The 21475-nt window shown below is 60.2% G+C and carries 21 protein-coding genes; 14 read left to right on the top strand and 7 right to left on the bottom strand.

What is annotated here, in order from left to right; all coding sequences use genetic code 11:
• Window positions 1–90: 90 nt before the first annotated feature.
• Together BM110_RS24540 and BM110_RS24535 are read left to right on the top strand one after the other, a co-directional pair.
• Window positions 91–1809: a C13 family peptidase gene (locus BM110_RS24540; RefSeq protein ID WP_092248130.1), complete on the top strand. Its 1719-nt coding sequence runs from the start codon at window positions 91–93 to the stop codon at window positions 1807–1809.
• 29 nt (window positions 1810–1838) lie between these two features.
• Window positions 1839–2480 (top strand): oxidoreductase, encoded by a 642-nt coding sequence (locus tag BM110_RS24535; RefSeq protein ID WP_092248126.1) that lies wholly within the window; start codon window positions 1839–1841, stop codon window positions 2478–2480.
• A 53-nt stretch (window positions 2481–2533) separates the two neighbouring features.
• On the opposite strand, the gene BM110_RS24530 is transcribed toward BM110_RS24535, so the two are convergent.
• The 5 genes from BM110_RS24530 to BM110_RS24510 form a co-directional block, all read right to left on the bottom strand.
• Window positions 2534–2818 (bottom strand): YceK/YidQ family lipoprotein, encoded by a 285-nt coding sequence (locus BM110_RS24530; RefSeq protein ID WP_071493681.1) that lies wholly within the window; start codon window positions 2816–2818, stop codon window positions 2534–2536.
• A complete protein-coding gene (gene ubiX / locus BM110_RS24525; protein ID WP_093125672.1) occupies window positions 2811–3440 on the bottom strand; it encodes a flavin prenyltransferase UbiX in 630 nt (209 codons plus the stop codon). Before ubiX ends, BM110_RS24530 begins: the two co-directional genes overlap by 8 nt.
• Window positions 3437–4786 (bottom strand): UDP-N-acetylmuramate:L-alanyl-gamma-D-glutamyl-meso-diaminopimelate ligase, encoded by a 1350-nt coding sequence (gene mpl, locus BM110_RS24520; protein WP_093125669.1) that lies wholly within the window; start codon window positions 4784–4786, stop codon window positions 3437–3439. Before mpl ends, ubiX begins: the two co-directional genes overlap by 4 nt.
• A gap of 97 nt (window positions 4787–4883) precedes the next feature.
• Window positions 4884–5621: a hypothetical protein gene (locus tag BM110_RS24515; protein WP_256575456.1), complete on the bottom strand. Its 738-nt coding sequence runs from the start codon at window positions 5619–5621 to the stop codon at window positions 4884–4886.
• Between the two features lie 490 nt (window positions 5622–6111).
• Window positions 6112–8028, bottom strand: coding sequence for a sigma-54-dependent Fis family transcriptional regulator (locus tag BM110_RS24510; protein ID WP_093514306.1), 1917 nt, complete (start codon window positions 8026–8028; stop codon window positions 6112–6114).
• A gap of 272 nt (window positions 8029–8300) precedes the next feature.
• Here BM110_RS24510 and BM110_RS24505 point away from each other — a divergent pair, with 272 nt between their 5' ends.
• The 11 genes from BM110_RS24505 (at window position 8301) to ycaC (BM110_RS24455) (ending at window position 18745) form a co-directional block, all read left to right on the top strand.
• On the top strand, window positions 8301–9821 hold the full coding sequence (locus BM110_RS24505; RefSeq protein ID WP_093125664.1) for an acetaldehyde dehydrogenase ExaC: 1521 nt from the start codon (window positions 8301–8303) through the stop codon (window positions 9819–9821).
• Window positions 9822–9939: 118 nt separating this feature from the next.
• On the top strand, window positions 9940–11373 hold the full coding sequence (gene eat / locus BM110_RS24500) for an ethanolamine permease (RefSeq protein ID WP_092248114.1): 1434 nt from the start codon (window positions 9940–9942) through the stop codon (window positions 11371–11373).
• 52 nt (window positions 11374–11425) lie between these two features.
• A complete protein-coding gene (locus BM110_RS24495) occupies window positions 11426–12820 on the top strand; it encodes an ethanolamine ammonia-lyase subunit EutB (protein WP_093125660.1) in 1395 nt (464 codons plus the stop codon).
• Window positions 12817–13650, top strand: a complete 834-nt coding sequence (gene eutC / locus BM110_RS24490; protein WP_092248108.1) for an ethanolamine ammonia-lyase subunit EutC — start codon at window positions 12817–12819, stop codon at window positions 13648–13650. The genes BM110_RS24495 and eutC overlap by 4 nt, the downstream gene beginning before the upstream one ends.
• Window positions 13651–13742: 92 nt before the next feature.
• A complete protein-coding gene (locus tag BM110_RS24485) occupies window positions 13743–14201 on the top strand; it encodes a GNAT family N-acetyltransferase (protein ID WP_017528964.1) in 459 nt (152 codons plus the stop codon).
• Between the two features lie 306 nt (window positions 14202–14507).
• Complete coding sequence (locus BM110_RS24480) at window positions 14508–15164, top strand: DedA family protein (RefSeq protein WP_028618093.1); 657 nt, start codon at window positions 14508–14510, stop codon at window positions 15162–15164.
• Window positions 15165–15170: 6 nt separating this feature from the next.
• The gene (locus BM110_RS24475) at window positions 15171–15986 is read left to right on the top strand and encodes a M90 family metallopeptidase (protein WP_092248105.1); all 816 of its coding nucleotides are present in this window, start codon (window positions 15171–15173) and stop codon (window positions 15984–15986) included.
• Window positions 15987–16095: 109 nt separating this feature from the next.
• The gene (ppa, locus tag BM110_RS24470; RefSeq protein WP_003219382.1) at window positions 16096–16623 is read left to right on the top strand and encodes an inorganic diphosphatase; all 528 of its coding nucleotides are present in this window, start codon (window positions 16096–16098) and stop codon (window positions 16621–16623) included.
• Between the two features lie 215 nt (window positions 16624–16838).
• Entirely contained in the window at window positions 16839–17615 is a 777-nt protein-coding gene (locus BM110_RS24465; RefSeq protein ID WP_092248102.1) for a LexA family transcriptional regulator, read from the top strand.
• 89 nt (window positions 17616–17704) lie between these two features.
• Window positions 17705–18094: a hypothetical protein gene (locus tag BM110_RS29940; RefSeq protein WP_256575455.1), complete on the top strand. Its 390-nt coding sequence runs from the start codon at window positions 17705–17707 to the stop codon at window positions 18092–18094.
• An 18-nt stretch (window positions 18095–18112) separates the two neighbouring features.
• On the top strand, window positions 18113–18745 hold the full coding sequence (gene ycaC, locus BM110_RS24455; RefSeq protein WP_093514305.1) for an isochorismate family cysteine hydrolase YcaC: 633 nt from the start codon (window positions 18113–18115) through the stop codon (window positions 18743–18745).
• Window positions 18746–18811: 66 nt separating this feature from the next.
• Here ycaC (BM110_RS24455) and BM110_RS24450 read toward each other — a convergent pair whose 3' ends face one another.
• Together BM110_RS24450 and BM110_RS24445 are read right to left on the bottom strand one after the other, a co-directional pair.
• Window positions 18812–19744, bottom strand: a complete 933-nt coding sequence (locus BM110_RS24450; protein WP_092250899.1) for a nucleotidyl transferase AbiEii/AbiGii toxin family protein — start codon at window positions 19742–19744, stop codon at window positions 18812–18814.
• The gene (locus BM110_RS24445) at window positions 19734–20498 is read right to left on the bottom strand and encodes a type IV toxin-antitoxin system AbiEi family antitoxin (RefSeq protein ID WP_093514304.1); all 765 of its coding nucleotides are present in this window, start codon (window positions 20496–20498) and stop codon (window positions 19734–19736) included. Before BM110_RS24445 ends, BM110_RS24450 begins: the two co-directional genes overlap by 11 nt.
• A gap of 208 nt (window positions 20499–20706) precedes the next feature.
• On the opposite strand from BM110_RS24445, the gene ycaC (BM110_RS24440) reads away from it, so the two are divergent.
• A complete protein-coding gene (gene ycaC, locus BM110_RS24440) occupies window positions 20707–21339 on the top strand; it encodes an isochorismate family cysteine hydrolase YcaC (protein WP_071489873.1) in 633 nt (210 codons plus the stop codon).
• The last annotated feature ends 136 nt before the right edge of the window (window positions 21340–21475 follow it).

The raw sequence follows: 21475 nt of genomic DNA, 5'->3' as shown, positions 1-21475 counted from the left end.
GGGGAAATAAACCTCACCACAGGGTATGTAAATTTATGTATGAAACTCGCAGCTGCGGCATACTCGGCGCTCAATTATCCGGATCCCGCTATGCGCCCACTCGCTCCCCTCGCCCTTGCCCTGTTGCTCACCGCTTGCGGAGATGGCGAATCGCTGTTGCCGCCCGATGCGCGCCTGCCTGATGGCGGCCGCTACCGGGGTGATGTGGTCGATGGCTTGCTGCAGGGCCAGGGCCGCGTGGACTACCCCAACGGCAGCTGGTACGCCGGGCAGTTCGACAAGGGCCAGTGGCACGGCCAGGGCGAATGGCATGGCAGCAACGGCGAAGTCTATAAAGGCCGGTTCCAGCAAGGCCTGTTCGATGGCCAGGGCAGCCTGACCACGGCGGGCAGCCACTATGTGGGCGGCTTCAAGAACGGACGACGCAATGGCGAAGGCACCCTCAAAGAGGGGCAGATGACCTATCGCGGCGAATTCAAGGACGACCAGTATTCCGGCCTTGGTCGCCTGGAGCTGGCGGACGGCAGCCAGTACCAGGGCCAGTTCGCCCACGGCAAGCCCAATGGCGAAGGCCAGCGTAACGACGACAGCGGCAACCAGTTCAGCGGCCATTTCGTCGATGGCCAGTTGGAAGGCAACGGCACCTTCAACAGCGCCGACGGTGACATCTATGTCGGCCAGTTCAAGCAGAACCAACTCAACGGCAAGGGCCGCTACGAGAACGCCGATGGCGACGTGTGGATCGGCCAATTCAAGGAAGGCGCGCTCAGCGGCAAGGGCGAGTTGATCGGTGTGGATGGCAGCCACTACGTCGGCCAGTTCGCTGATTGGCGCTTTAGCGGCGAAGGTCGCCTCAACCTCACCGATGGCAGCTTCTATATCGGCGGTTTCGACGGCGACAACTATCAAGGCAAAGGTACCCTGGTCCTCACCGACGGCACCGTGCAGGCCGGTACCTGGGTCAATGGCATGCGCGTGCGTGACGCCGACGGCAAGCTGCTGCCCGACCCCCTGGAAATCGGCGTGCTGGCCCAAGGCCGCCTGCTGGATGCAGCCCTCGCCGCCGTGCCCGCCTCCACCCCCGCCGTGGAGCTGTACACCCTGGCCGTGGCTGGCGACGGTAAACAAAGCGTGTTCCTGCGCGAAGCCGATTACGTCAGCAATATGCTCGCCACCCGCTTCGGCGCACGCGGGCAGATTCGCCTGGTCAATCACCGCGACCACATCACCGATCGCCCCCTGGCCACCCGCGAAAGCTTGCGTCGCGCCGTGCAAACCCTGGCCGAGCGCACCGGCCCGGAAGACTTGGTGTTCATCTACATGACCAGCCACGGTACCCACGAACACGAACTGGTGCTGGACCAGCCGCGCATGGAGCTGGCCGACCTGCCAGCCGATGAGCTGGCGGCCGTGCTGGCACCGCTGAAGAACCGCGACAAGATCGTGGTGATTTCGGCCTGCTACTCCGGCGGCTTCATCCCGGCCTTGAAGGATGAGCACACGCTGATCATGACCGCCTCCCGGGCCGACCGCGTGTCCTTCGGCTGCTCCGAGGAAGCCGACTTCACCTATTTCGGCGACGCCCTCTTCGCCCAAGCCCTCAACCAGACCGACGACTTGCAGCAAGCCTTCAAGCTGGCGCAACTGCATGTGGCCGAACGCGAACAGGCGGACAACTTCGAAGCCTCCGAACCGCAGATCTGGGCCCCCAAGGGTGTGATCGCCCACTGGCAATTATTACGCAAACAGCAGGCACGAAAGGCGCTGGAAAGCGTCTCAATGAATAGCAAGGAAGCCAAAGGCAACTAAGCTGTAACGTGTAACAAGGGGGAAACACCATGTACCTGACGCCTCAGCATATCTTGCTCGCCGGAGCCACCGGCCTTACCGGCGAACACCTGCTCGACCGCCTGCTCAACGAACCCACCGTGACCCGCGTGCTTGCGCCCAGCCGCAAGCCGCTGGCCGAACACCCGCATTTGGAAAACCCGGTGGGCGACCCGGCGGTGCTCCTGCCACAACTGAGCGGCCGGGTGGATATCGCCTTCTGCTGCCTGGGCACCACCCTCAAACAAGCTGGTTCCGAAGCCGCCTTTCGCGCGGTTGACCTGGACATGGTCGTGGCCTTCGCCAAGCGTGCGCGGGAAATGGGCGCGCGGCACCTGATCGTGATCAGCGCGATTGGCGCCGACCCGAAATCCTCGGTGTTCTACAACCGCGTCAAGGGGGAAATGGAACAAGCCTTGAGGGCCCAGGACTGGCCACAGCTGACCATCGTGCGGCCTTCGTTGTTGCTGGGGGAACGCTTGCAACCGCGCTTGGCGGAGCAATTGGCCGGGCCGCTGTCGCGGTTGATTCCGGGCAAATACCACGGCATTGAAGTGTGCGAACTGGCCCGCGCCATGTGGCGCCTGGCGCTGGAAGAGCAGGATGGGGTGCGGGTGGTGGAGTCGGACGAGTTGCGCAAACTCGGCAAATAACCGGCCCCTTCCCACTGAAGGGCTTTTTCGTGGCGAGCGGGCTTGCCCCAGGGTTACAGGCCGCCCGTGGCGTTGAAACCAACGCCCAACACCGTCAACACCGACAGCGGCAACAACAAGGTATCGAGCAACGCACTCGCCGGCAGATCCACCCCAGGATAACCCGGCGCCTCGGCACCAAACCTGTCCTTGGCGCAGCAGCCACCATTCATCGCATACAAATCCAACCGCGTGCCGGCATACACCACCGGCGCACCCGGTTGCGCCGCGTCCAACGTACGCGCGGTGGCGCAGCCCGTCAGTTGCAGCGCCAGCAGGACCAGCAGCGCCTTATTCATCGCTGCTCAAATGGTGCTCGCCCCAACGTGGCAGCATGTCCTGGGGAATGTTCAGCAGGTTGAGAATGCGCGCCACCACAAAGTCCACCAGGTCATCGATGGTCTGCGGCTGGTGATAGAAACCCGGCGAGGCCGGCAGAATGGTCACGCCCATGTTCGACAACTTGAGCATGTGCTCCAGGTGAATGCTCGAATACGGCGCTTCTCGTGGCACCAGGATCAACTGGCGGCGCTCCTTCAAGGTCACGTCAGCAGCCCGTTCGATCAAGTTGTTGCAGGCCCCCGTGGCAATCGCCGACAAGGTGCCCGTGGAACACGGCACCACCACCATCGCCGCCGGCGCTCCCGAGCCGGACGCCACCGGCGACATCCAGTCCTCTTTGCCGTAGACCTTGATCTGCCCCGCCGCCGCACCGGTGTATTCGGTGAGGAAGGCCTGCATGGCCTGCACCTTGGGCGGCAGCGCCACGTCGGTCTCGGTGGCCATCACCAACTGCGCGGCCTTGGAGATCAGGAAATGCACTTCGCGGTCTTCACGCACCAGGCAATCGAGCAGACGCAAGCCATAGGGTGCGCCGGATGCACCGGTCATCGCCAGGGTGACGCGCTCCGGGCCGCTCATTTCAGCGCCTCGGCCAACTTGCCATGCAGGCCGCCAAAGCCGCCGTTGCTCATGACCACTACGTGAGTGCCGGGCTTGGCCTGGTGCTTGACGTGTTCGATGATGCCTTCGATGGAGTCGCAGACGCTGGACGGCACCGTGCACAGGGCGGCAATCGCCGGCAGGTCCCAGCCGAGATTGGCCGGTGCGTACCAGACCACCTGGTCGGCATCGTTGACGCTTTCCGGCAGGCCGTCGCGGTGCGCGCCAAGCTTCATGGAGTTGGAGCGCGGCTCGACAATCGCAATGATCGGCGCATCGCCAACGCGCTTGCGCAGGCCATCCAGGGTGGTGGCAATCGCCGTCGGGTGGTGGGCAAAGTCGTCGTAGATGGTAATCCCATTCACGTCGGCGACCTTTTCCATACGCCGTTTCACGCTCTTGAATGCACTCAGCGCGGCGATACCCATGGACGGCACTACGCCTACATGCCGCGCAGCCGCCAGGGTCACCAAAGCGTTGGCGACGTTATGCTGGCCGGTCATGTCCCACTCGACGATGCCTTGGGCCTCGCCCTCGAACAGCACTTCAAAGCGGGAACCGTCTTCGCTGAGCAACTTGACCTGCCACTGCCCGCCCGCGCCGGTGGTTTGTACCGGGGTCCAGCAGCCCATCTCGATCACGCGCTGCAAGGCAGGCTCGGTGGTCGGGTGGATCACCAGGCCTTCGCTTGGAATGGTCCGCACCAAGTGGTGGAACTGGCGCTCGATGGCCGCCAGGTCGGGGAAGATGTCGGCGTGATCGAATTCCAGGTTGTTCAGGATTGCCGTGCGCGGACGGTAGTGAACGAACTTTGAGCGCTTGTCGAAGAAGGCGCTGTCGTATTCATCCGCCTCGATCACGAAGAACGGCGTGTCGCCCAAGCGCGCCGACACCGAGAAATTCTGCGGCACGCCGCCAATCAGGAAGCCCGGGCTCATGCCCGCATGCTCAAGCACCCAGGCCAGCATGCTGCTGGTGGTGGTCTTGCCGTGAGTGCCGGCGACAGCAAGTACCCAGCGGCCTTGCAGCACGTGGTCGGCCAGCCACTGCGGGCCAGACACATAAGGCAAACCTTTGTTGAGCACATATTCGACCGCTGGGTTGCCACGGGACATGGCGTTGCCGATCACCACCAGGTCAGGGACCGGGTCGAATTGCTCCGGGTCGTAGCCTTGGGTCAGCTCGATGCCCTGGGCCTCGAGTTGCGTGCTCATGGGCGGATAGACGTTGGCGTCGGAGCCGGTGACATGGTGGCCCAGCTCTTTGGCCAGCACCGCCATCGAGCCCATGAACGTGCCGCAGATACCGAGAATATGAATGTGCATAGTCGACCTCGTAAAACATCGAGGCAGGTTAGCGCAGGGGGGCGAAAATCGCACTCTTTAGCTGTCAGGAAGCGGCCCCGGAGGGCCGCCCGGGGACTCAGACGGTCGCCGTATCAGCTGTTGTTTCGACGGGTAACTCGGTGGCCTTGAGTACGATGAGTTTGCCGATGAACTTGTTCACCGCCTCAAAACGCTTGTCCAGGCTGTCCAGCCGGCTGCTGTCGGTACCGGTCGTTGCGCCGGAAGCTTCTTTGTAAGGTCGAAAGATCATGTCGTTTTCATCACCGATCATCTTGAGTTGATTTTCGGCGACGTCGTACAAGGCCTCAAGCGCGGCCAGTCGCTCACCCGGAGACTGTGAATCACGTTCAACCAATTTGAGGGCCGTCGCATCCGTCCCCTCCCGTATTGCCATGATGTTATTCGCCACGACCTCGATACGCAGTTCGGCCAGGGCCAATCGCGTGTCTACATTGGCATTCTGCGTCGAAATACTGCCCGTGGGCGTCGTCCCCTGAGTGCTGGGGGCCGGTTGGTGCACCGGTGGCAGTACCGGGGTCTGTGCGGCGTACTGGCCTTTGATCGCCTCTCCTGTCCAAGCGGACCCTGCGTAGGTTGCAATACTGAGTGGCGCACTGACGAGCCCATTGACACCCGCATTTACAAAGGCATCACGGGCCACCGTGCCGAGTTTGGGGGAAGTAGAAAACACACCGGCCTTGTGCAATCGGTCTGCAACGATCAGGTTTTGCGTCACCTCGGCCAAGCTCTTGGGAGCAGCATGGCTCTGGGACGGAATCACATTGGTCACCGGCTGGCCAGTGATCTTTGGCAAAATACTCTTGAAGGCACTTCCCGCAGACCCCGTCGGCGGCGCTGGGCTTGCAGGCGGGGGATTGAGGCGTGGCCGTGAGCCTCCAACGCTGCTTCCCCGTGTCGGTGGTGATGGCGGACGCCGCCTGAACGGGTTGAAAAACAAGTCTCTCTTGCGACGACTGTGTACCTCTTGCCCGTTTTGGGCTTCATCACTGGGATAATTAATGGGCGGTGCCGTGGGCTCTTTTGATGACTCGGTGGACGGTTGTTCAGTTTGCATAGGTGTTGCCGGAGTCTGACCTGTTATACGCATAACCTTCACCCTGATAACTTCTGAAACGGATGGTTGTTGAGACAGGCAAGGCCAAATTGCACATTGGCCTTATCCTTTGCGTCTTGAAAAACCAACCACCAGTTCCAGAAAACCAATGCCGCGCAAACAAAGCCGACCCCTCGGACGGTGAGCGATAACCGTGACTTACACGCCGCAGTTAATAAGCGACCGGCAACTAACATTCCTGGCGCAATTGACGAGCGATTCCGTACTTGCGCAACTTTCTATATAACGTATTTCGACTGATGCCCAATAAAACCGCGGTCTGGCTCATGTGCCAGTGTTGCTGCGCCAAGGCGGCCAGCAACGCTCCACGTTCGGCGACATCAAGCGATGAATCAACCGATGGCATGACACTGTTTGCCTGTGCGGTCTGCGAACCACGAACACGGGCGGGCACGTCTTCAAGCCGAACAAGACCGTCCGTACATAGCGCGATCAGCGTGCGCAGCACCATGCGCATCTGACGCACATTGCCCGGCCAGGCAAACGCCAACAACACACGGCGTGCAGCAGGATCCAGCGCGACCTGTTGCTCACCCGCCTCCTGGCCCAGCAGAAAATCCAGCAACTGGGATTTGTCCGCGCGATCACGCAGTGCCGGCAGGGAAATTTCCAGACCATTGAGCCGGTAGTACAAGTCTTCGCGAAAGGTGCCGTCCTGCACACGCGCCAGCAAATTGCGATGGGTGGCGCTGATAATTCGTACGTTTACCGCCTCGGGCTCACCGCCGAGCGGCACCACCAGCCGGTCCTCCAGCACTCTTAGCAGACGGGTTTGCAGCGCCAGGGGCATATCGCCGATTTCGTCGAGAAACAGGGTGCCGCCATCGGCTTGCTGCAACTTGCCTTGCATGCCTTCTTTGCGCGCACCGGTAAAGCTGCCTCCCCGATAGCCGAACAATTCACTTTCGATCAGGCTTTCCGGGATGGCGGCACAGTTGAGTGCCACAAATGCCTTGTCGGCCCGCTGGCTGGCCTGATGCACGGCCTTGGCAAAGGCCTCTTTACCGGAACCGGTTTCGCCATTGATCAGCAACGGCACATCGCGCTCGAAAACCCGCAACGCCTTGCTGAAGTCCTGCTGCAGAGCTGGATCGCCCAGGCAGATGCCGGGCAGGCGCGGCCGTTCCACTACCGCAGGTTTGGCAACGGGTGTGGGAATACTGCGCACCTGACCGCGCAGCGCCGCGAACAAATGCCGACCATCGCGGGTACGCAACGGCCAACTGGCGGTGGCATTGGCGCTGGCGCGGCCGAGCAACTGATCGAGGGTGCATTCGAAAAATGCCTCCACCGGCTGGCCCAGCAGACCGCCACGCAACTGCCCCAACAGGTTCAGCGCACTTTGGTTCACCGCGCAGATGCGCCCGTCGCCATCGAACGCCAGCAATCCTTCACTGAACAACCCCACCGACTCAGCCTGCAGGTGAAAGCGCAGCAACCAGTGGTTTTCAAAGTGGCGCAAGAAATAGCAACTCTCGATCATCTTCGCCGACAGATTGACCAGCGCCATGGTGTGGAACTGGCTCTGACGCGACACCGCCTCGCGGGCCGAGGACACATCCAGCACAGCCAGCAGATCGCCATGGGGATCGAACACCGGGCTAGCCGAACAGGTCAGCCCGGTATGCCGGCCACGGAAGTGTTCATCACGATGAATGGTCAGGGATTGGCGCTCCACCAGGCAGGTGCCGATGCCGTTGGTGCCCTCGCACGCTTCGCTCCAGTCAGCGCCCAGCCAAAGCCCGGCGCGTTCGAAGATCTTGCGCTCGGACGGCGCGGTGACACAGTTGAGGATCACGCCTCGCGCATCGGTCAGCAGTACCGCATGCCCGGCGCCGGACAGCTGCTGGTGCAGGCTGTTCATCTCACTGCCGGCGATATGCAGCACCTGTTGCAGGCGCTCGCGGCTTTCCAGCAGGCGCCCGTGTTCAAGCACGGTGGGGGCAATGGTTTGCGCAGGGTCGAGGTGATAGTCCTCCAGGCAGCGCAGCCAGGAGCGGGCGATGGAGGGATCGCTGGATGGGTCGCGACCATGCGCCACGGTGAGGACTTGCTGGGCATGGCGACTGAAATGATCGTTGTGCATTTCTTATTATTCTCCCTGCGTGAGAACCCCCAGCATCCCCCAGCCATCCAGGCAATGCAATCCCGTGCCGACCCGCCGGTCACGGGCTGTACCGTTTACGGCACAAACTGTCACACAGGCTGTATCAACCCTGCCACAGCAACGCCTTGCAACAATGCCCAACCCCTTGATTTAGCTGGCTCACACAGCGGTGGCCCAACCTTTGCTCTACGCTTATCAAGCGCTCGTTGCGCTGCGCTCCCAATAAACATAAAAGCCAGGAGATACCCACCATGCGTTACGCACACCCCGGTACTGAAGGCGCCATCGTTTCGTTCAAGGCCAAGTACGGCAACTACATCGGTGGCGAGTTCGTTGCACCGGTCGATGGCAACTATTTCACCAACACTTCGCCGGTCAACGGCAAGGCAATTGCTGAATTCCCGCGTTCCACCGCCAAAGACATCGACAAAGCCCTGGACGCCGCCCACGCCGCCGCCGACGCCTGGGGCAAGACCTCGGCCCAGGACCGTTCGCTGGTCCTGTTGAAAATCGCCGACCGCATCGAACAGAACCTCGAACTGCTGGCCATCACCGAAACCTGGGACAACGGCAAGGCCGTGCGTGAAACCCTCAACGCCGACATCCCGCTGGCGGCCGACCACTTCCGCTACTTCGCCGGCTGCATTCGCGCCCAGGAAGGCACCAGCGCCGAGATCAACGAACACACCGCCTCCTACCACTTCCACGAACCGCTGGGCGTGGTTGGCCAGATCATCCCGTGGAACTTCCCGCTGCTGATGGCCGCGTGGAAACTCGCCCCGGCGCTGGCCGCCGGTAACTGTGTGGTGCTCAAGCCTGCCGAGCAAACCCCGCTGGGCATCAACGTGCTGCTGGAAGTGATCGGCGACCTGCTGCCACCGGGCGTGCTGAACGTGGTGCACGGTTTCGGCAAGGAAGCCGGCGAAGCCCTGGCGACCAGCAAGCGCATCGCCAAGATTGCCTTCACCGGCTCCACCCCGGTGGGTTCGCACATCATGCATGCGGCGGCCGAGAACATTATTCCGTCGACTGTTGAGCTGGGCGGCAAGTCGCCGAACATCTTCTTCGCCGACATCATGAAAGCCGAACCTTCGTTCATCGAAAAAGCAGCCGAAGGCCTGGTGCTAGCGTTCTTCAACCAGGGCGAAGTGTGCACCTGCCCTTCCCGTGCACTGGTGGAAGAATCGATCTACGACGACTTCATGAAAGTGGTGATGAAGAAGATCGAGTCGATCAAACGCGGCGACCCGCTGGATACCGACACCATGGTCGGCGCCCAGGCGTCCGAGCAGCAGTTCGACAAGATCCTGTCCTACCTGGAAATCGCCAAGGGCGAAGGCGCGCAGTTGCTGACCGGCGGCAAGGTCGAGAAGCTTAGCGGCGACATGGCCGGCGGCTATTACATCCAGCCGACCCTGCTCAAGGGCACCAACGAGATGCGTGTGTTCCAGGAAGAAATCTTCGGCCCGGTGGTGAGCATCACCACTTTCAAGGACGAAGCCGAAGCCCTGGCGATTGCCAACGACACCGAGTTCGGCCTGGGCGCCGGTGTGTGGACCCGCGACATCAACCGCGCCTACCGCATGGGCCGCGCGATCAAGGCGGGCCGCGTGTGGACCAACTGCTACCACCTGTACCCGGCCCATGCCGCGTTCGGTGGTTACAAGAAGTCCGGCGTTGGCCGTGAAACCCACAAGATGATGTTGGATCACTACCAGCAGACCAAGAACTTGCTGGTGAGCTACGACATTAATCCGCTGGGCTTCTTCTAATTACCCCCTCGCACATTTGAAATGCAATCAAATGTGGGAGGGGCTTATCTCCTCCCACATTTTGCGTTCGACACAAAGACGCCAAATTAAAAACAATAAGAATGAAAGGTACTTTCCCATGCCTAGCGAACCGACTGGATCTTCTGTCGACTTCGAAAAAGTCGACTCCCAATACTTCCAACAACGCGAACTGAAAAAAGGCGCCGCCGGCTGGGTACTGCTGGTCGGCCTTGGCGTTGCCTACGTGATCTCCGGCGACTACGCCGGCTGGAACTTCGGCCTGGCCCAAGGTGGCTGGGGCGGGATGTTCCTGGCCACATTGCTGATGGCCACCATGTACCTGTGCATGTGTTTTTCCCTGGCCGAGCTGTCTTCCATGATCCCCACCGCCGGCGGTGGCTACGGCTTCGCCCGCAGCGCCTTTGGTCCCTGGGGCGGGTTTCTCACCGGCACCGCGATCCTGATCGAATACGCCATCGCCCCCGCCGCCATCGCGGTGTTTATCGGCGCGTATTGCGAGTCGCTGTTCGGCATTGGCGGCTGGATGATTTACCTGGCGTTCTACATCATCTTTATCGGCATCCACATCTTGGGTGTCGGCGAAGCCTTGAAGCTGATGTTCGTGATTACCGCCGTGGCTGCGATTGCCCTGGGCGTGTTCCTGGTGTCGATGGTGCCGCACTTCAGTGTCGCCAACCTGCTGGACATCCCGGTGACCGAGGCCAAGGGTGCCAGCACCTTCCTGCCGTTCGGTTATGTGGGTGTGTGGGCGGCAATCCCCTATGCCATCTGGTTTTTCCTGGCCGTCGAGGGCGTGCCGCTGGCCGCCGAAGAAACCAAGAACCCCAAGCGCGACCTGCCGCGCGGCCTGATTGGCGCCATTGTGGTGCTGACCAGTTTTGCCCTGCTGATCCTGGTAATAGCACCGGGCGGCGCCGGCACGTACGCGTTGATCAAGTCCGGCAACCCGCTGGTGGAGGCGCTGGCCTTGTCCTATGGCGGCTCGACCTGGATGGGCAGCTTCGTCAACCTGGTGGGCCTGGCGGGCCTGATCGCCAGCTTTTTCTCGATCATCTACGCCTATTCACGACAAATCTTCGCGCTGTCGCGTGCCGGCTACCTGCCACGCAAACTGTCCGAAACCAACAAAAGCAAGGCGCCCGTGCTGGCGTTGGTGATCCCCGGCATCATCGGCTTTGGCCTGTCGCTGACCGGCCAGGGTGACCTGCTGATCCTGGTGGCGGTGTTTGGCGCGACCATTTCCTACGTGCTGATGATGGCCGCGCACATCACCCTGCGCATCCGTCGCCCCAAAATGGACCGTCCGTACCGCACGCCGGGCGGCGTCTTCACCTCCGGCGTTGCCCTCGTGCTGGCCTGCGTGGCCGTGGTGGCGGGCTTTCTGGTGGATCCACGGGTGGTGATTGGCGCCGCGATCATCTATGGAGTATTAATTGCTTACTTTGCTTTCTACAGCCGGCATCACTTGGTAGCAGGCACGCCCGAAGAGGAATTCGCGGCGATCCAGGCCGCAGAGGCCGCCTTGCACTGATAGCCGTAAACCTCGACGCAGGCACGTGCCTGCGTCGCCCAGGAGACACTGTATGGCAAGTTTTTCCCACGCGGTGGGTGCACAGACCTACCGCTTCGACAGCCTCAAGGACGTGATGGCCAAGGCCAGCCCCGCACGCTCCGGTGACTTTCTCGCCGGCGTCGCCGCACAGAACGACGGTGAACGCGTGGCGGCGCAGATGGCGTTGGCGAATATCCCGCTCAAACACTTCCTCGACGAAGTGCTGATCCCCTATGAAAGCGATGAAGTCACCCGACTGATCATCGACACCCACGATAAACAGGCGTTTAGCGTGGTCAGCCACCTGACCGTCGGCGGCTTGCGCGACTGGCTGCTCAGCGACGCGGCCGATGAACATTCCCTACGCGCCCTGGCGCCAGGGCTGACACCGGAAATGGCCGCCGCCGTGTCGAAGATCATGCGTGTGCAGGACCTGGTGCTGGTGGCGCAGAAGATCCGCGTGGTCACGCAGTTTCGCGGCACCCTGGGCCTGCGCGGGCGCTTGTCCACGCGGCTGCAGCCCAACCATCCTACAGATGAGCCGGCCGGCATCGCCGCGAGCATTCTCGATGGCCTGTTGTACGGCAACGGCGATGCCATGATCGGCATCAACCCGGCCACCGACAGCATCGCCTCGATCTGCGCCATGCTGGAGATGCTCGACGCGATCATCCAACGCTATGAAATCCCCACCCAGGCCTGCGTGCTGACCCACGTCACCACCTCCATCGAGGCGATCAACCGTGGCGTGCCGCTGGACCTGGTGTTCCAGTCGATTGCCGGCACCGAGGCGGCCAACGCCAGCTTCGGCATCAGCCTGAGTGTGCTGCAGGAAGGTTACGAAGCAGGCCTGAGCCTCAATCGCGGCACCTTGGGCCAGAACCTGATGTACTTCGAAACCGGCCAGGGCAGTGCCCTGTCGGCCAACGCGCACTTTGGCGTCGACCAGCAAACCTGCGAAACCCGCGCCTACGCGGTGGCGCGACATTTCAAACCATTTTTGGTGAATACCGTCGTAGGCTTTATCGGCCCCGAGTACCTGTACAACGGCAAGCAGATCATCCGCGCCGGCCTCGAAGACCACTTCTGCGGCAAGCTGCTCGGCGTGCCGATGGGTTGCGACATCTGTTACACCAACCACGCCGAAGCCGACCAGGACGACATGGACACTCTGCTGACCCTGCTGGGAGTGGCCGGGATCAACTTCATCATGGGCATTCCCGGCTCCGACGACATCATGCTCAACTACCAGACCACCTCATTCCACGACGCCTTGTACGCCCGCCAGACCCTGGGCTTGAAGCCAGCGCCGGAGTTTGAGCAGTGGCTGGCGAAAATGGGCATCTTTACGCAAGCCGACGGCAAGGTGCACTTCGGCAACAGCCTGCCACCGGCGTTTCGCCAAGCCTTGGCGCAATTGGGATGAAGGAGCCGCCTGTGCAACTCGACCTGCCTGACAACCCTTGGCTGGAACTGCGCCGCCTGACGCCAGCCCGAATAGCCCTGGGCCGCACCGGCACCAGCATCCCCACTAACGCGCAGCTGGATTTCCAGTTTGCCCACGCCCAGGCGCGGGATGCGGTGCACTTGCCCTTCGACCATGCGGGCCTGCGCGGTCAGTTGGCCGAACGCGGGCGTGACAGCCTGTTGCTGCACAGTGCTGCCACTGACCGTCACCTCTACCTGCAACGCCCGGACCTGGGGCGGCGCCTGAGCGATGAGTCAGCCCAGTTGCTGCGCGATCATGCATCGGCCAACCCCGGCGGCGTGGACTTGGCGGTGGTGGTCGCTGATGGCCTGTCGGCACTGGCGGTGCATAAACACACCTTGCCGTTTCTGACGCGCCTGGAAGAACAGAGCAGCGCAGACGGTTGGTCCTTGTCGCCGGTCATCCTGGTGGAACAGGGCCGCGTGGCGGTGGCGGATGAAGTGGGCCAGTTGCTCGGGGCCAAGATGACCGTCATTCTGATCGGCGAACGGCCCGGCCTCAGCTCGCCGGACAGCCTGGGCCTGTATTTCACCTACAACCCCAAGGTCGGCCTCACCGACGCCTACCGCAACTGCATCTCCAATGTGCGCCTGGAAGGCCTGAGCTACGGCATGGCCGCCCACCGCCTGCTTTACTTGATGCGAGAGGCGTGTCGCCGGCAGCTGTCGGGGGTCAATCTCAAGGACGAGGCGCAGGTGCAGACCCTCGAGTCGGATGATCCTGACCTGATGAAAGGCAATTTCCTGCTCAGTTCACCGGATGACTGAACGCTGCACGATTGCGCTTTTTCGCGCCATTAGGCAGCATCGAGTCACGGCCGCTTGTGTGGTCATCCCCCATTTGGAAGTTGAGGCCTGGCATGCGGATTACTCAAGCGACCCTGGAACACCTGGACCTGTTGACCCCGCTGTTCGTCAAATACCGTGAGTTCTACGGGGCGTTGCCGTTCCCGGATTCGTCGCGGGCCTTCCTGGAGAAGCGCCTGCGGCGCAAGGAGTCGGTGATCTACCTGGCCCTGGCGGATGATGATGACAAGAAGCTGCTGGGGTTTTGCCAGCTGTACCCGAGCTTTTCGTCGCTGTCGCTCAAGCGGGTGTGGATCCTCAATGACATCTATGTGGCTGAAGACGCCCGCCGGCAATTGGTGGCGGACAACCTGATGCGCACGGCGAAGAAAATGGCCAAGGAGACCCACGCGGTGCGACTGCGCGTGTCGACCAGCAGCGACAACGAAGTGGCGCAGAAGACCTATGAGTCCATTGGGTTTCGGGAAGACACGGAGTTCAAGAACTACACGCTGCCGATCAGCGAGGATTGATCACCGCTATCAAAAACACCACAAATCCGCTGTGGGAGGGGGCTTGCCCCCGATTGCGTTGGGTCAGTATCAGATGTGTTGACTGACACTACCCCATCGGGGGCAAGCCCCCTCCCACGTTCAGACTGGATGTTTGCCTGAAACTACCACGACATCCTTCGCTACAAAACCAACACGCTTTTCACCTCTCAATCCGTATAATGCGGACCTTTCAGGGTTGTAAGAAATGCGGCATACACTTGTAGCCTTATTACCCGAGCTTCCGCACAGGCCTGCTGAGCCGGGCCATTCACACAGGTGCCATCCATGGATTTCAACCCGCTCGACCTTATCCTGCATCTCGACGTCTACCTCGACCTGCTGGTAACCAATTACGGTCCGTGGATCTACGCCATTCTGTTCCTTGTCATCTTTTGCGAAACCGGCCTGGTGGTCATGCCGTTCCTGCCAGGCGATTCATTGCTGTTCATCGCCGGCGCAGTCGCTGCGGGTGGTGGCATGGACCCGGTGCTGTTGGCCGGCCTGCTGATGCTGGCGGCAATCCTCGGCGACAGCACCAACTATGTGATCGGGCGAACGGCCGGGGAGCGCTTGTTCAGCAACCCGAACTCGAAGATCTTCCGTCGCGACTACCTGCAAAAGACCCACGACTTCTACGACAAACATGGCGGCAAAACCGTGACCCTGGCGCGCTTCCTGCCGATCCTGCGCACGTTCGCGCCGTTCGTTGCCGGCATCGCGAAAATGCCCTACCCGCGCTTCTTCGGCTTCAGCGTATTCGGCACCATCCTCTGGGTCGGCGGCCTGGTAACCCTGGGCTATTTCTTCGGCAATGTGCCGTTCATCAAGAAAAATCTGTCGCTGCTGGTGGTGTTCATCATCCTGCTGTCGCTCGTGCCGATGATCATTGGGGTGTTCCGCAGCCGGTTTGGCCGCACATCCTCCGAAGCCAAGCCGCAGTAACCTGCGATGTGGTCCCTCAGCGCCTGGCGTCGCCGGCGCTTGCTGGCCAAACACCCGATTGCCGATGACACCTGGCAACGGGTGCGCCATCACCTGACCTTCCTCGACGGCATCAGCACCGAGCAGGACCAGTGGCTGCGCGAAGCCTGCGTGCTGTTCCTCGCCGAAAAACACCTGACCGCCCTGCCCGGCGTCGAATTGCATCAGGAACAACGCCTGCTGCTCGCCGCCCAGGCGCAATTGCCGCTGATGAACCTGGGCGACCTCGACTGGTACCAGGGCTTCCACGAAATCGTGCTGTACCCCGACGACTTCCTCAGCCCCCAGCGTCACCGCGACAGCAGCGGCGTCGAACACGAGTGGGACGGCGAACACAGCGGCGAAGCCTGGCAACAAGGCCCCGTGATCCTCGCCTGGCCCGGCGTGCTGGCCAGCGGTCAGTGGGAAGGCTACAACCTGGTCATCCACGAACTGGCCCACAAGCTCGACATGCTCAACGGCGACGCCAACGGCCTGCCGCCACTGCACCATGACATGCGCGTGCAGGAGTGGGCCAACGTGATGCAGAGCGCCTACGACGATCTCAATCGCCAACTCGATGCCAACCCGGATGCCGAGACCGAGATCGACCCCTACGCCGCCGAAAACCCCGCTGAATTCTTTGCCGTCACCAGCGAATATTTTTTCAGCGCCCCGGATTTGCTGGTCAGCAGTTATCCACAGGTGTACGCCCAACTCAGCCGCTTTTATCGCCAGGATCCCCTGGCCCGCCTCAGTCAACTGCAAGCCAGCGACCCGCGCTATCAGCCACCGGGCGAATGACCGTACGACGTCTGGCGCATGGCATCGGCGTCAGAATGTGCCTATAATCGCCGCCACTTTTAGGCCAATCCGGCCATGTTTCATGGCCAATTAACGGGGGCAACGCCCAATGAGCTACAGCAAGATTCCGGCTGGCAAAGACCTGCCGAACGACATCTACGTCGCCATCGAGATTCCGGCCAACCACGCGCCGATCAAATACGAAATCGACAAAGACAGCGACTGCCTGTTCGTTGACCGTTTCATGGCCACCCCGATGTTCTACCCGGCCAACTACGGTTTTATCCCCAACACGCTGGCTGACGACGGTGACCCCCTCGACGTGCTGGTGGTAACCCCTTACCCGGTTACCCCAGGCTCGGTTATCCGTGCGCGTCCAGTCGGCATCCTGAACATGACCGACGACGGCGGCGGCGACGCTAAAGTGATCGCGGTTCCACACGACAAGCTGTCCCAGCTGTACGTGGACGTGAAGGAATACACCGACCTGCCGCCACTGTTGCTGGAGCAGATCAAACACTTCTTCGAGAACTACAAAGACCTCGAAAAAGGCAAATGGGTGAAGATCGACGGTTGGGGCAACGCAGACGCCGCCCGCGCCGAGATCCTGAAGTCGGTTGCCGCCTACAAAGGCTGATACCCGCTCCTCATTGCCCCGGCAATTGAAAAAGCCCCGATTATTCGGGGCTTTTTTTTGTGGGAAAAATTAAACGGAAAGTTCAATGTTTTATAAATAACGTTTAATTTAAATCAAAATCCGAAGTATCAGGCTACAACTAAGTAAATCCCTACAAGCGCAACTCAACGCATGGTTTATTTGATCTGTAATTCCGGCCAGTAAACTCTGCGTTTATGAATACATCAGGTGATCGTTTAAAAGCGCTACTACAGGAAGTTCATCTTTCCGCCTCCGACTTCGCCAAGAACCGCGGTGTCACGCCCCAGCACGTGAACAACTGGTTCAAGCGCGGTGTACCCATGGGCCGACTCAACGAGATCGCAGAACTGCTGTGCATCTCCAGCCGTTGGCTGCGCACCGGCGAAGGCCCCAAACACCCACCGGCCAACTTCCTGCTGGATGGCCCGAGCTCACGAAAAGGACTGCCCACCACCCGCGAAGCCAGCGGCAAATACCTCACAGGCCCCGCCTGCCTCCCGGAAAAAACCGACGTGGAGATCGATCTCCACCCTTCATTCACCTCCAACGAGCGCATCCGCCTCTCGCAGCACACCCTTCAGGCCCTGAACGTAAACCCCGACCGCGCTTTGGGCGCCTACATGGTCGACAACAGCATGATCGACATCATCCAACAAGGCGCCACCCTCGCCATCGACCGAGGCCGCACGCAAATCATCGACGGCGAGATCTACGCGGTAGAACACGACGGCATGCTGCGCATCAAATACCTCTACAACAGGCCCGGCGGAGGTTTGCGCATGCGCAGTCACAATGCCGGCGAGCATCCCGACGAATACCTCACCTACGAACAACGCTTTGAGCAGAACTTCCAGATTGTGGGGTGGGTTTTCTGGTGGTCCACCCTGAATAACCGCCGCCCGCCCGTGCCACTGGATGAGCATCTGTTGGGCTGGGAAGGCTCTAAATCGGATCCGGAGGTGGGCAACTGAGGTGAATATGGGTATCATGCGCCGCACATTTGGCAGGGGGTGGCTTTACGCTATCCACCTTGCCTGGCGAAGCGGAGGAGTTACCGCGGATGCCCCTACTATTCAGCCAGACGTGTTGTGGGCTGAGCGATTTGAAGGCTGGTGAGGTTTGTCAAAAACAAGCTGAGGCAGTCCCCGAGAAGCCGGCCACAAGCCGGCTTTTTAATGCCCGTGAAAATCCCAATTCAATTGTCCAACAAGCTGCTGGACAATTGAATGACCAAAAGCGGGCGGCTTACAGTCCGATTGCCATCCTGTTCGCCATCTCCATCAAATACATCACCGCCCTCTGCGGCGCACCCAGCGGCTCCCCAAGCACCTTCGACGCAGCCACCATTGTCCCCTGTGAGTTGACGGTATTACCGGTTTCACCCGATTTATCCCCCACAGACCACCCATTAATCTATGCCCATGTTGAACGCAACGCCCAACCAACCTGAACAAAAAAGGATTCAACCATGAGCACTGCAACCTACAACCGCTTGAACAAAGACGACGCCGTCGTCCTGCTGGTCGACCACCAGACCGGCCTGATTTCTCTGGTACAGGACTTCTCGCCCAACGAGTTCAAGAACAACGTGCTCGCCCTGGCTGACCTGGCCAAGTTCTTCAACCTGCCGACCATCCTCACCACCAGCTTCGAGCAAGGCCCCAATGGCCCGCTGGTGCCGGAACTGAAAGAGATGTTCCCGGACGCGCCCTACATCGCCCGCCCTGGTCAGATCAATGCGTGGGATAACGAAGACTTCGTCAAGGCAATCAAGGCCACCGGTCGCAAGCAGATCATCATTGCCGGCGTGGTCACCGATGTGTGCGTAGCGTTCCCGACCCTGTCGGCGCTGGCGGAAGGGTTTGAGGTGTTTGTGGTGACCGATGCGTCGGGCACGTTCAATACCACGGTGCAGCAGGCGGCGTGGAGCCGAATGACGCAAGCGGGTGCGCAGTTGATGAACTGGTTCTCGGTGGCGTGTGAGCTGCATCGCGACTGGCGCAACGATATCGAAGGCCTGGGGAACCTGTTGTCCCAGCGCATCCCTAACTATCGCAACTTGATGAATGGTTATGCGGCGCTGACGGCCCATCAGAAGTAAATCAACCGAACCTCGCAACAAGCCTGCCCTGAAAAGCAGGCTTTTGTTGCTGTGCGCAGGCCACTGTTAAAACGGTGACCCGACCAACATTTGTCCGGCTACACGGTCCAGCACTGCAAATGCCTCTTCACGCTTTTCAACAGACATTCCAGCAATATTGCGTAGCTTCCATTGCACCGCCGGCAGCTTATCAATACCGTCCAGGGCCAGCAGCGCCCAATCAGGCTTTGCACGCTTGAGTGAAAGCAAAAAAGCAGCATCTTGCGCACAAAACTGCTGCCGTATGGCCTCAAGCAACCCATGCCGGGTACTCTCCAACTGTTCAAGCGTGACAGGCTCACGCGTCATGCCGGCAAACTCCGCTTGGAATATGCCCGCGAGCGGTTTCCACCGTGGAGCGAGCAACTCGCTCATCGGCCTTCGATGACTGATCAGGTACACCAGAAAACCCTCGAAGATTTCCCGCGTCAGCCCCTCCTCGCGAAGCATCAGCATCACGTCAAAAAGATCCCTGGGGTGCTGTCGATCCAGCGCAGCGCAAATCTTGCCACCGTACAAATCGGGCAACGAGACCACCGGGATAGCAGCGAACCCGAATTGATCTTCAACCAACGCCACGACATCACGCTCTTGCGGCGCATGAACAGTGCCCCGCATCACAGGCGAAACTTCGATCTTGATTTGAGCAGACGGGCTGCGTACCAGCACTCGCAGTTCATCGTCTCGATTTGCCTGGACCGTCGCACCGACGTGAGGTAAGCCTTGCCCAACCGCATCAGCGATGCGTTGGAGCGCCAGACGGACATCGCCTAATGCCTGTTGGCGATCAGAACTGGGCAGGTACGCCAGGTCTATGTCCACCGACAGACGAGGGAGATCACGTATGAACAGATTGATGGCCGTCCCCCCTTTCAGGGCAAAACACCGCTCTGCTGCTACGTGAGGGATGACCTGGACCAACAATCGAACCTGAGCGGCATAACGGGCATCAAGCGCCACTGGCAAAACTCTCCGGCACGGTGATTAGGAACTCTTTATCGAGTCGACCACCCCGGATGATTTGGCGCTTGCCTTTACCTAGATCAATGCTGGAAAGGTCTATTCGCTCGTACCACACGTGCCGCGCGTTTCGCGCCAGCAGGAGGAAAACACGTTTGACGCGAATCGAGTTGCACGCGTCAAGCAACTTCTGCAGGCGCCTGGGGCTCAGTGAGCCCAAACCAGTGAACACATCAGCGACATGACTGAAGAGCATCTCGTCAGCGGTTTGATGAATAAGCTCGAGTACGGCGCGTTCCGGGGTTGCGATTTTTAACTCAAATCGGCTGTAAGGGACCTGGAAAACTTGTAACCCCATATCTTCCATTTCCGCGAAGAGGCCACCGGGATAGAAGTTCACGTCGACATCCCAAGGGTACTTGCGGAACCAGCCCGCAAGCACAGCGCCCGGTGTTCCGAACAGATCGACGGTCTGTTTTCCAAAGGCGAGGTAATGGCTGTAGCCGAGCAAACTCAACGCCGTCGCGCCGCCCGGCCAAATACGTGCCGATGCATCTTGCTGCAAAGCGAATACCCCGCCCTGCCAATCCAGGTCATCGCCGCAGCGTTTCCACGCGCCATGGCCCACCCGCTCTACCCAACCACTGCGCTGATACTTTTGGATCAGGCTGGGGCCGACGCCATGGCTATGCAGCCAGGCTTGCGTCGCAACGGAACCCGGTGCCCAACCAGCCAGCAGGCGGTTTATTTTCATGATAAATAAGAACCTATAAGGCAATATTTTCCATAAATACTAAACCACCCTTGAGACAATTTCTGCGATAAACCACAGATAAACAATCGTCTCCTTGGAGTTGACAGTATTACCTATCCCAACCGATTTATCCCCCACAGACCACCCATTAATCTGTGCCCATGTTGAACGCAACGCCCAACCAACCTGAACAAAAAAGGATTCAACCATGAGCACTGCAACCTACAACCGCTTGAACAAAGACGACGCCGTCGTCCTGCTGGTCGACCACCAGACCGGCCTGATTTCTCTGGTACAGGACTTCTCGCCCAACGAGTTCAAGAACAACGTGCTCGCCCTGGCTGACCTGGCCAAGTTCTTCAACCTGCCGACCATCCTCACCACCAGCTTCGAGCAAGGCCCCAATGGCCCGCTGGTGCCGGAACTGAAAGAGATGTTCCCGGACGCGCCCTACATCGCCCGCCCTGGTCAGATCAATGCGTGGGATAACGAAGACTTCGTCAAGGCGATCAAGGCCACTGGCCGTAAGCAGATCATCATTGCCGGCGTGGTCACCGATGTGTGCGTAGCGTTCCCGACCCTGTCGGCGCTGGCGGAAGGGTTTGAGGTGTTTGTGGTGACCGATGCGTCGGGCACGTTCAATACCACGGTGCAGCAGGCGGCGTGGAGCCGGATGACGCAAGCGGGTGCGCAGTTGATGAACTGGTTCTCGGTGGCGTGTGAGCTGCATCGCGACTGGCGCAACGATATCGAAGGCCTGGGGAATCTGTTGTCCCAGCGCATTCCCAACTATCGCAACTTGATGAATGGGTATGCGGCGTTGACGGCGCGTAAGGACTAATTCAACCGCTGCACACACTAAGCCTGCCTTGAAACGCAGGCTTTTTTGGTTAACTAGCAATGCGCCATTAGCACACTCGCCCTAATTGAGACGGCACCGCCTCACCACTAAAGTCCTTCGCTTATTTCGAGTCTCA

It is taken from the genome of Pseudomonas sp. NFPP28 (assembly GCF_900115535.1).
Classification (GTDB): Bacteria; Pseudomonadota; Gammaproteobacteria; order Pseudomonadales; family Pseudomonadaceae; genus Aquipseudomonas; species Aquipseudomonas extremorientalis.
The sequence above is the reverse complement of the archived record's forward strand: the minus strand, read 5'-3'. Positions and strand labels throughout refer to the sequence as shown.

Excerpts from the sequence above, each read along its gene's own strand:
- BM110_RS24540 (WP_092248130.1), top strand. The coding sequence starts at position 91 with ATGCGCCCACTCGCTCCCCTCGCCCTTGCCCTGTTGCTCACCGCTTGC.
- BM110_RS24535 (WP_092248126.1), top strand. The coding sequence starts at position 1,839 with ATGTACCTGACGCCTCAGCATATCTTGCTCGCCGGAGCCACCGGCCTT.
- BM110_RS24530 (WP_071493681.1), bottom strand. The coding sequence starts at position 2,818 with ATGAATAAGGCGCTGCTGGTCCTGCTGGCGCTGCAACTGACGGGCTGC.
- ubiX (WP_093125672.1), bottom strand. The coding sequence starts at position 3,440 with ATGAGCGGCCCGGAGCGCGTCACCCTGGCGATGACCGGTGCATCCGGC.
- mpl (WP_093125669.1), bottom strand. The coding sequence starts at position 4,786 with ATGCACATTCATATTCTCGGTATCTGCGGCACGTTCATGGGCTCGATG.
- BM110_RS24510 (WP_093514306.1), bottom strand. The coding sequence starts at position 8,028 with ATGCACAACGATCATTTCAGTCGCCATGCCCAGCAAGTCCTCACCGTG.
- BM110_RS24505 (WP_093125664.1), top strand. The coding sequence starts at position 8,301 with ATGCGTTACGCACACCCCGGTACTGAAGGCGCCATCGTTTCGTTCAAG.
- eat (WP_092248114.1), top strand. The coding sequence starts at position 9,940 with ATGCCTAGCGAACCGACTGGATCTTCTGTCGACTTCGAAAAAGTCGAC.
- BM110_RS24495 (WP_093125660.1), top strand. The coding sequence starts at position 11,426 with ATGGCAAGTTTTTCCCACGCGGTGGGTGCACAGACCTACCGCTTCGAC.
- eutC (WP_092248108.1), top strand. The coding sequence starts at position 12,817 with ATGAAGGAGCCGCCTGTGCAACTCGACCTGCCTGACAACCCTTGGCTG.
- BM110_RS24485 (WP_017528964.1), top strand. The coding sequence starts at position 13,743 with ATGCGGATTACTCAAGCGACCCTGGAACACCTGGACCTGTTGACCCCG.
- BM110_RS24480 (WP_028618093.1), top strand. The coding sequence starts at position 14,508 with ATGGATTTCAACCCGCTCGACCTTATCCTGCATCTCGACGTCTACCTC.
- BM110_RS24475 (WP_092248105.1), top strand. The coding sequence starts at position 15,171 with ATGTGGTCCCTCAGCGCCTGGCGTCGCCGGCGCTTGCTGGCCAAACAC.
- ppa (WP_003219382.1), top strand. The coding sequence starts at position 16,096 with ATGAGCTACAGCAAGATTCCGGCTGGCAAAGACCTGCCGAACGACATC.
- BM110_RS24465 (WP_092248102.1), top strand. The coding sequence starts at position 16,839 with ATGAATACATCAGGTGATCGTTTAAAAGCGCTACTACAGGAAGTTCAT.
- BM110_RS29940 (WP_256575455.1), top strand. The coding sequence starts at position 17,705 with ATGCCCCTACTATTCAGCCAGACGTGTTGTGGGCTGAGCGATTTGAAG.
- ycaC (WP_093514305.1), top strand. The coding sequence starts at position 18,113 with ATGAGCACTGCAACCTACAACCGCTTGAACAAAGACGACGCCGTCGTC.
- BM110_RS24445 (WP_093514304.1), bottom strand. The coding sequence starts at position 20,498 with ATGAAAATAAACCGCCTGCTGGCTGGTTGGGCACCGGGTTCCGTTGCG.
- ycaC (WP_071489873.1), top strand. The coding sequence starts at position 20,707 with ATGAGCACTGCAACCTACAACCGCTTGAACAAAGACGACGCCGTCGTC.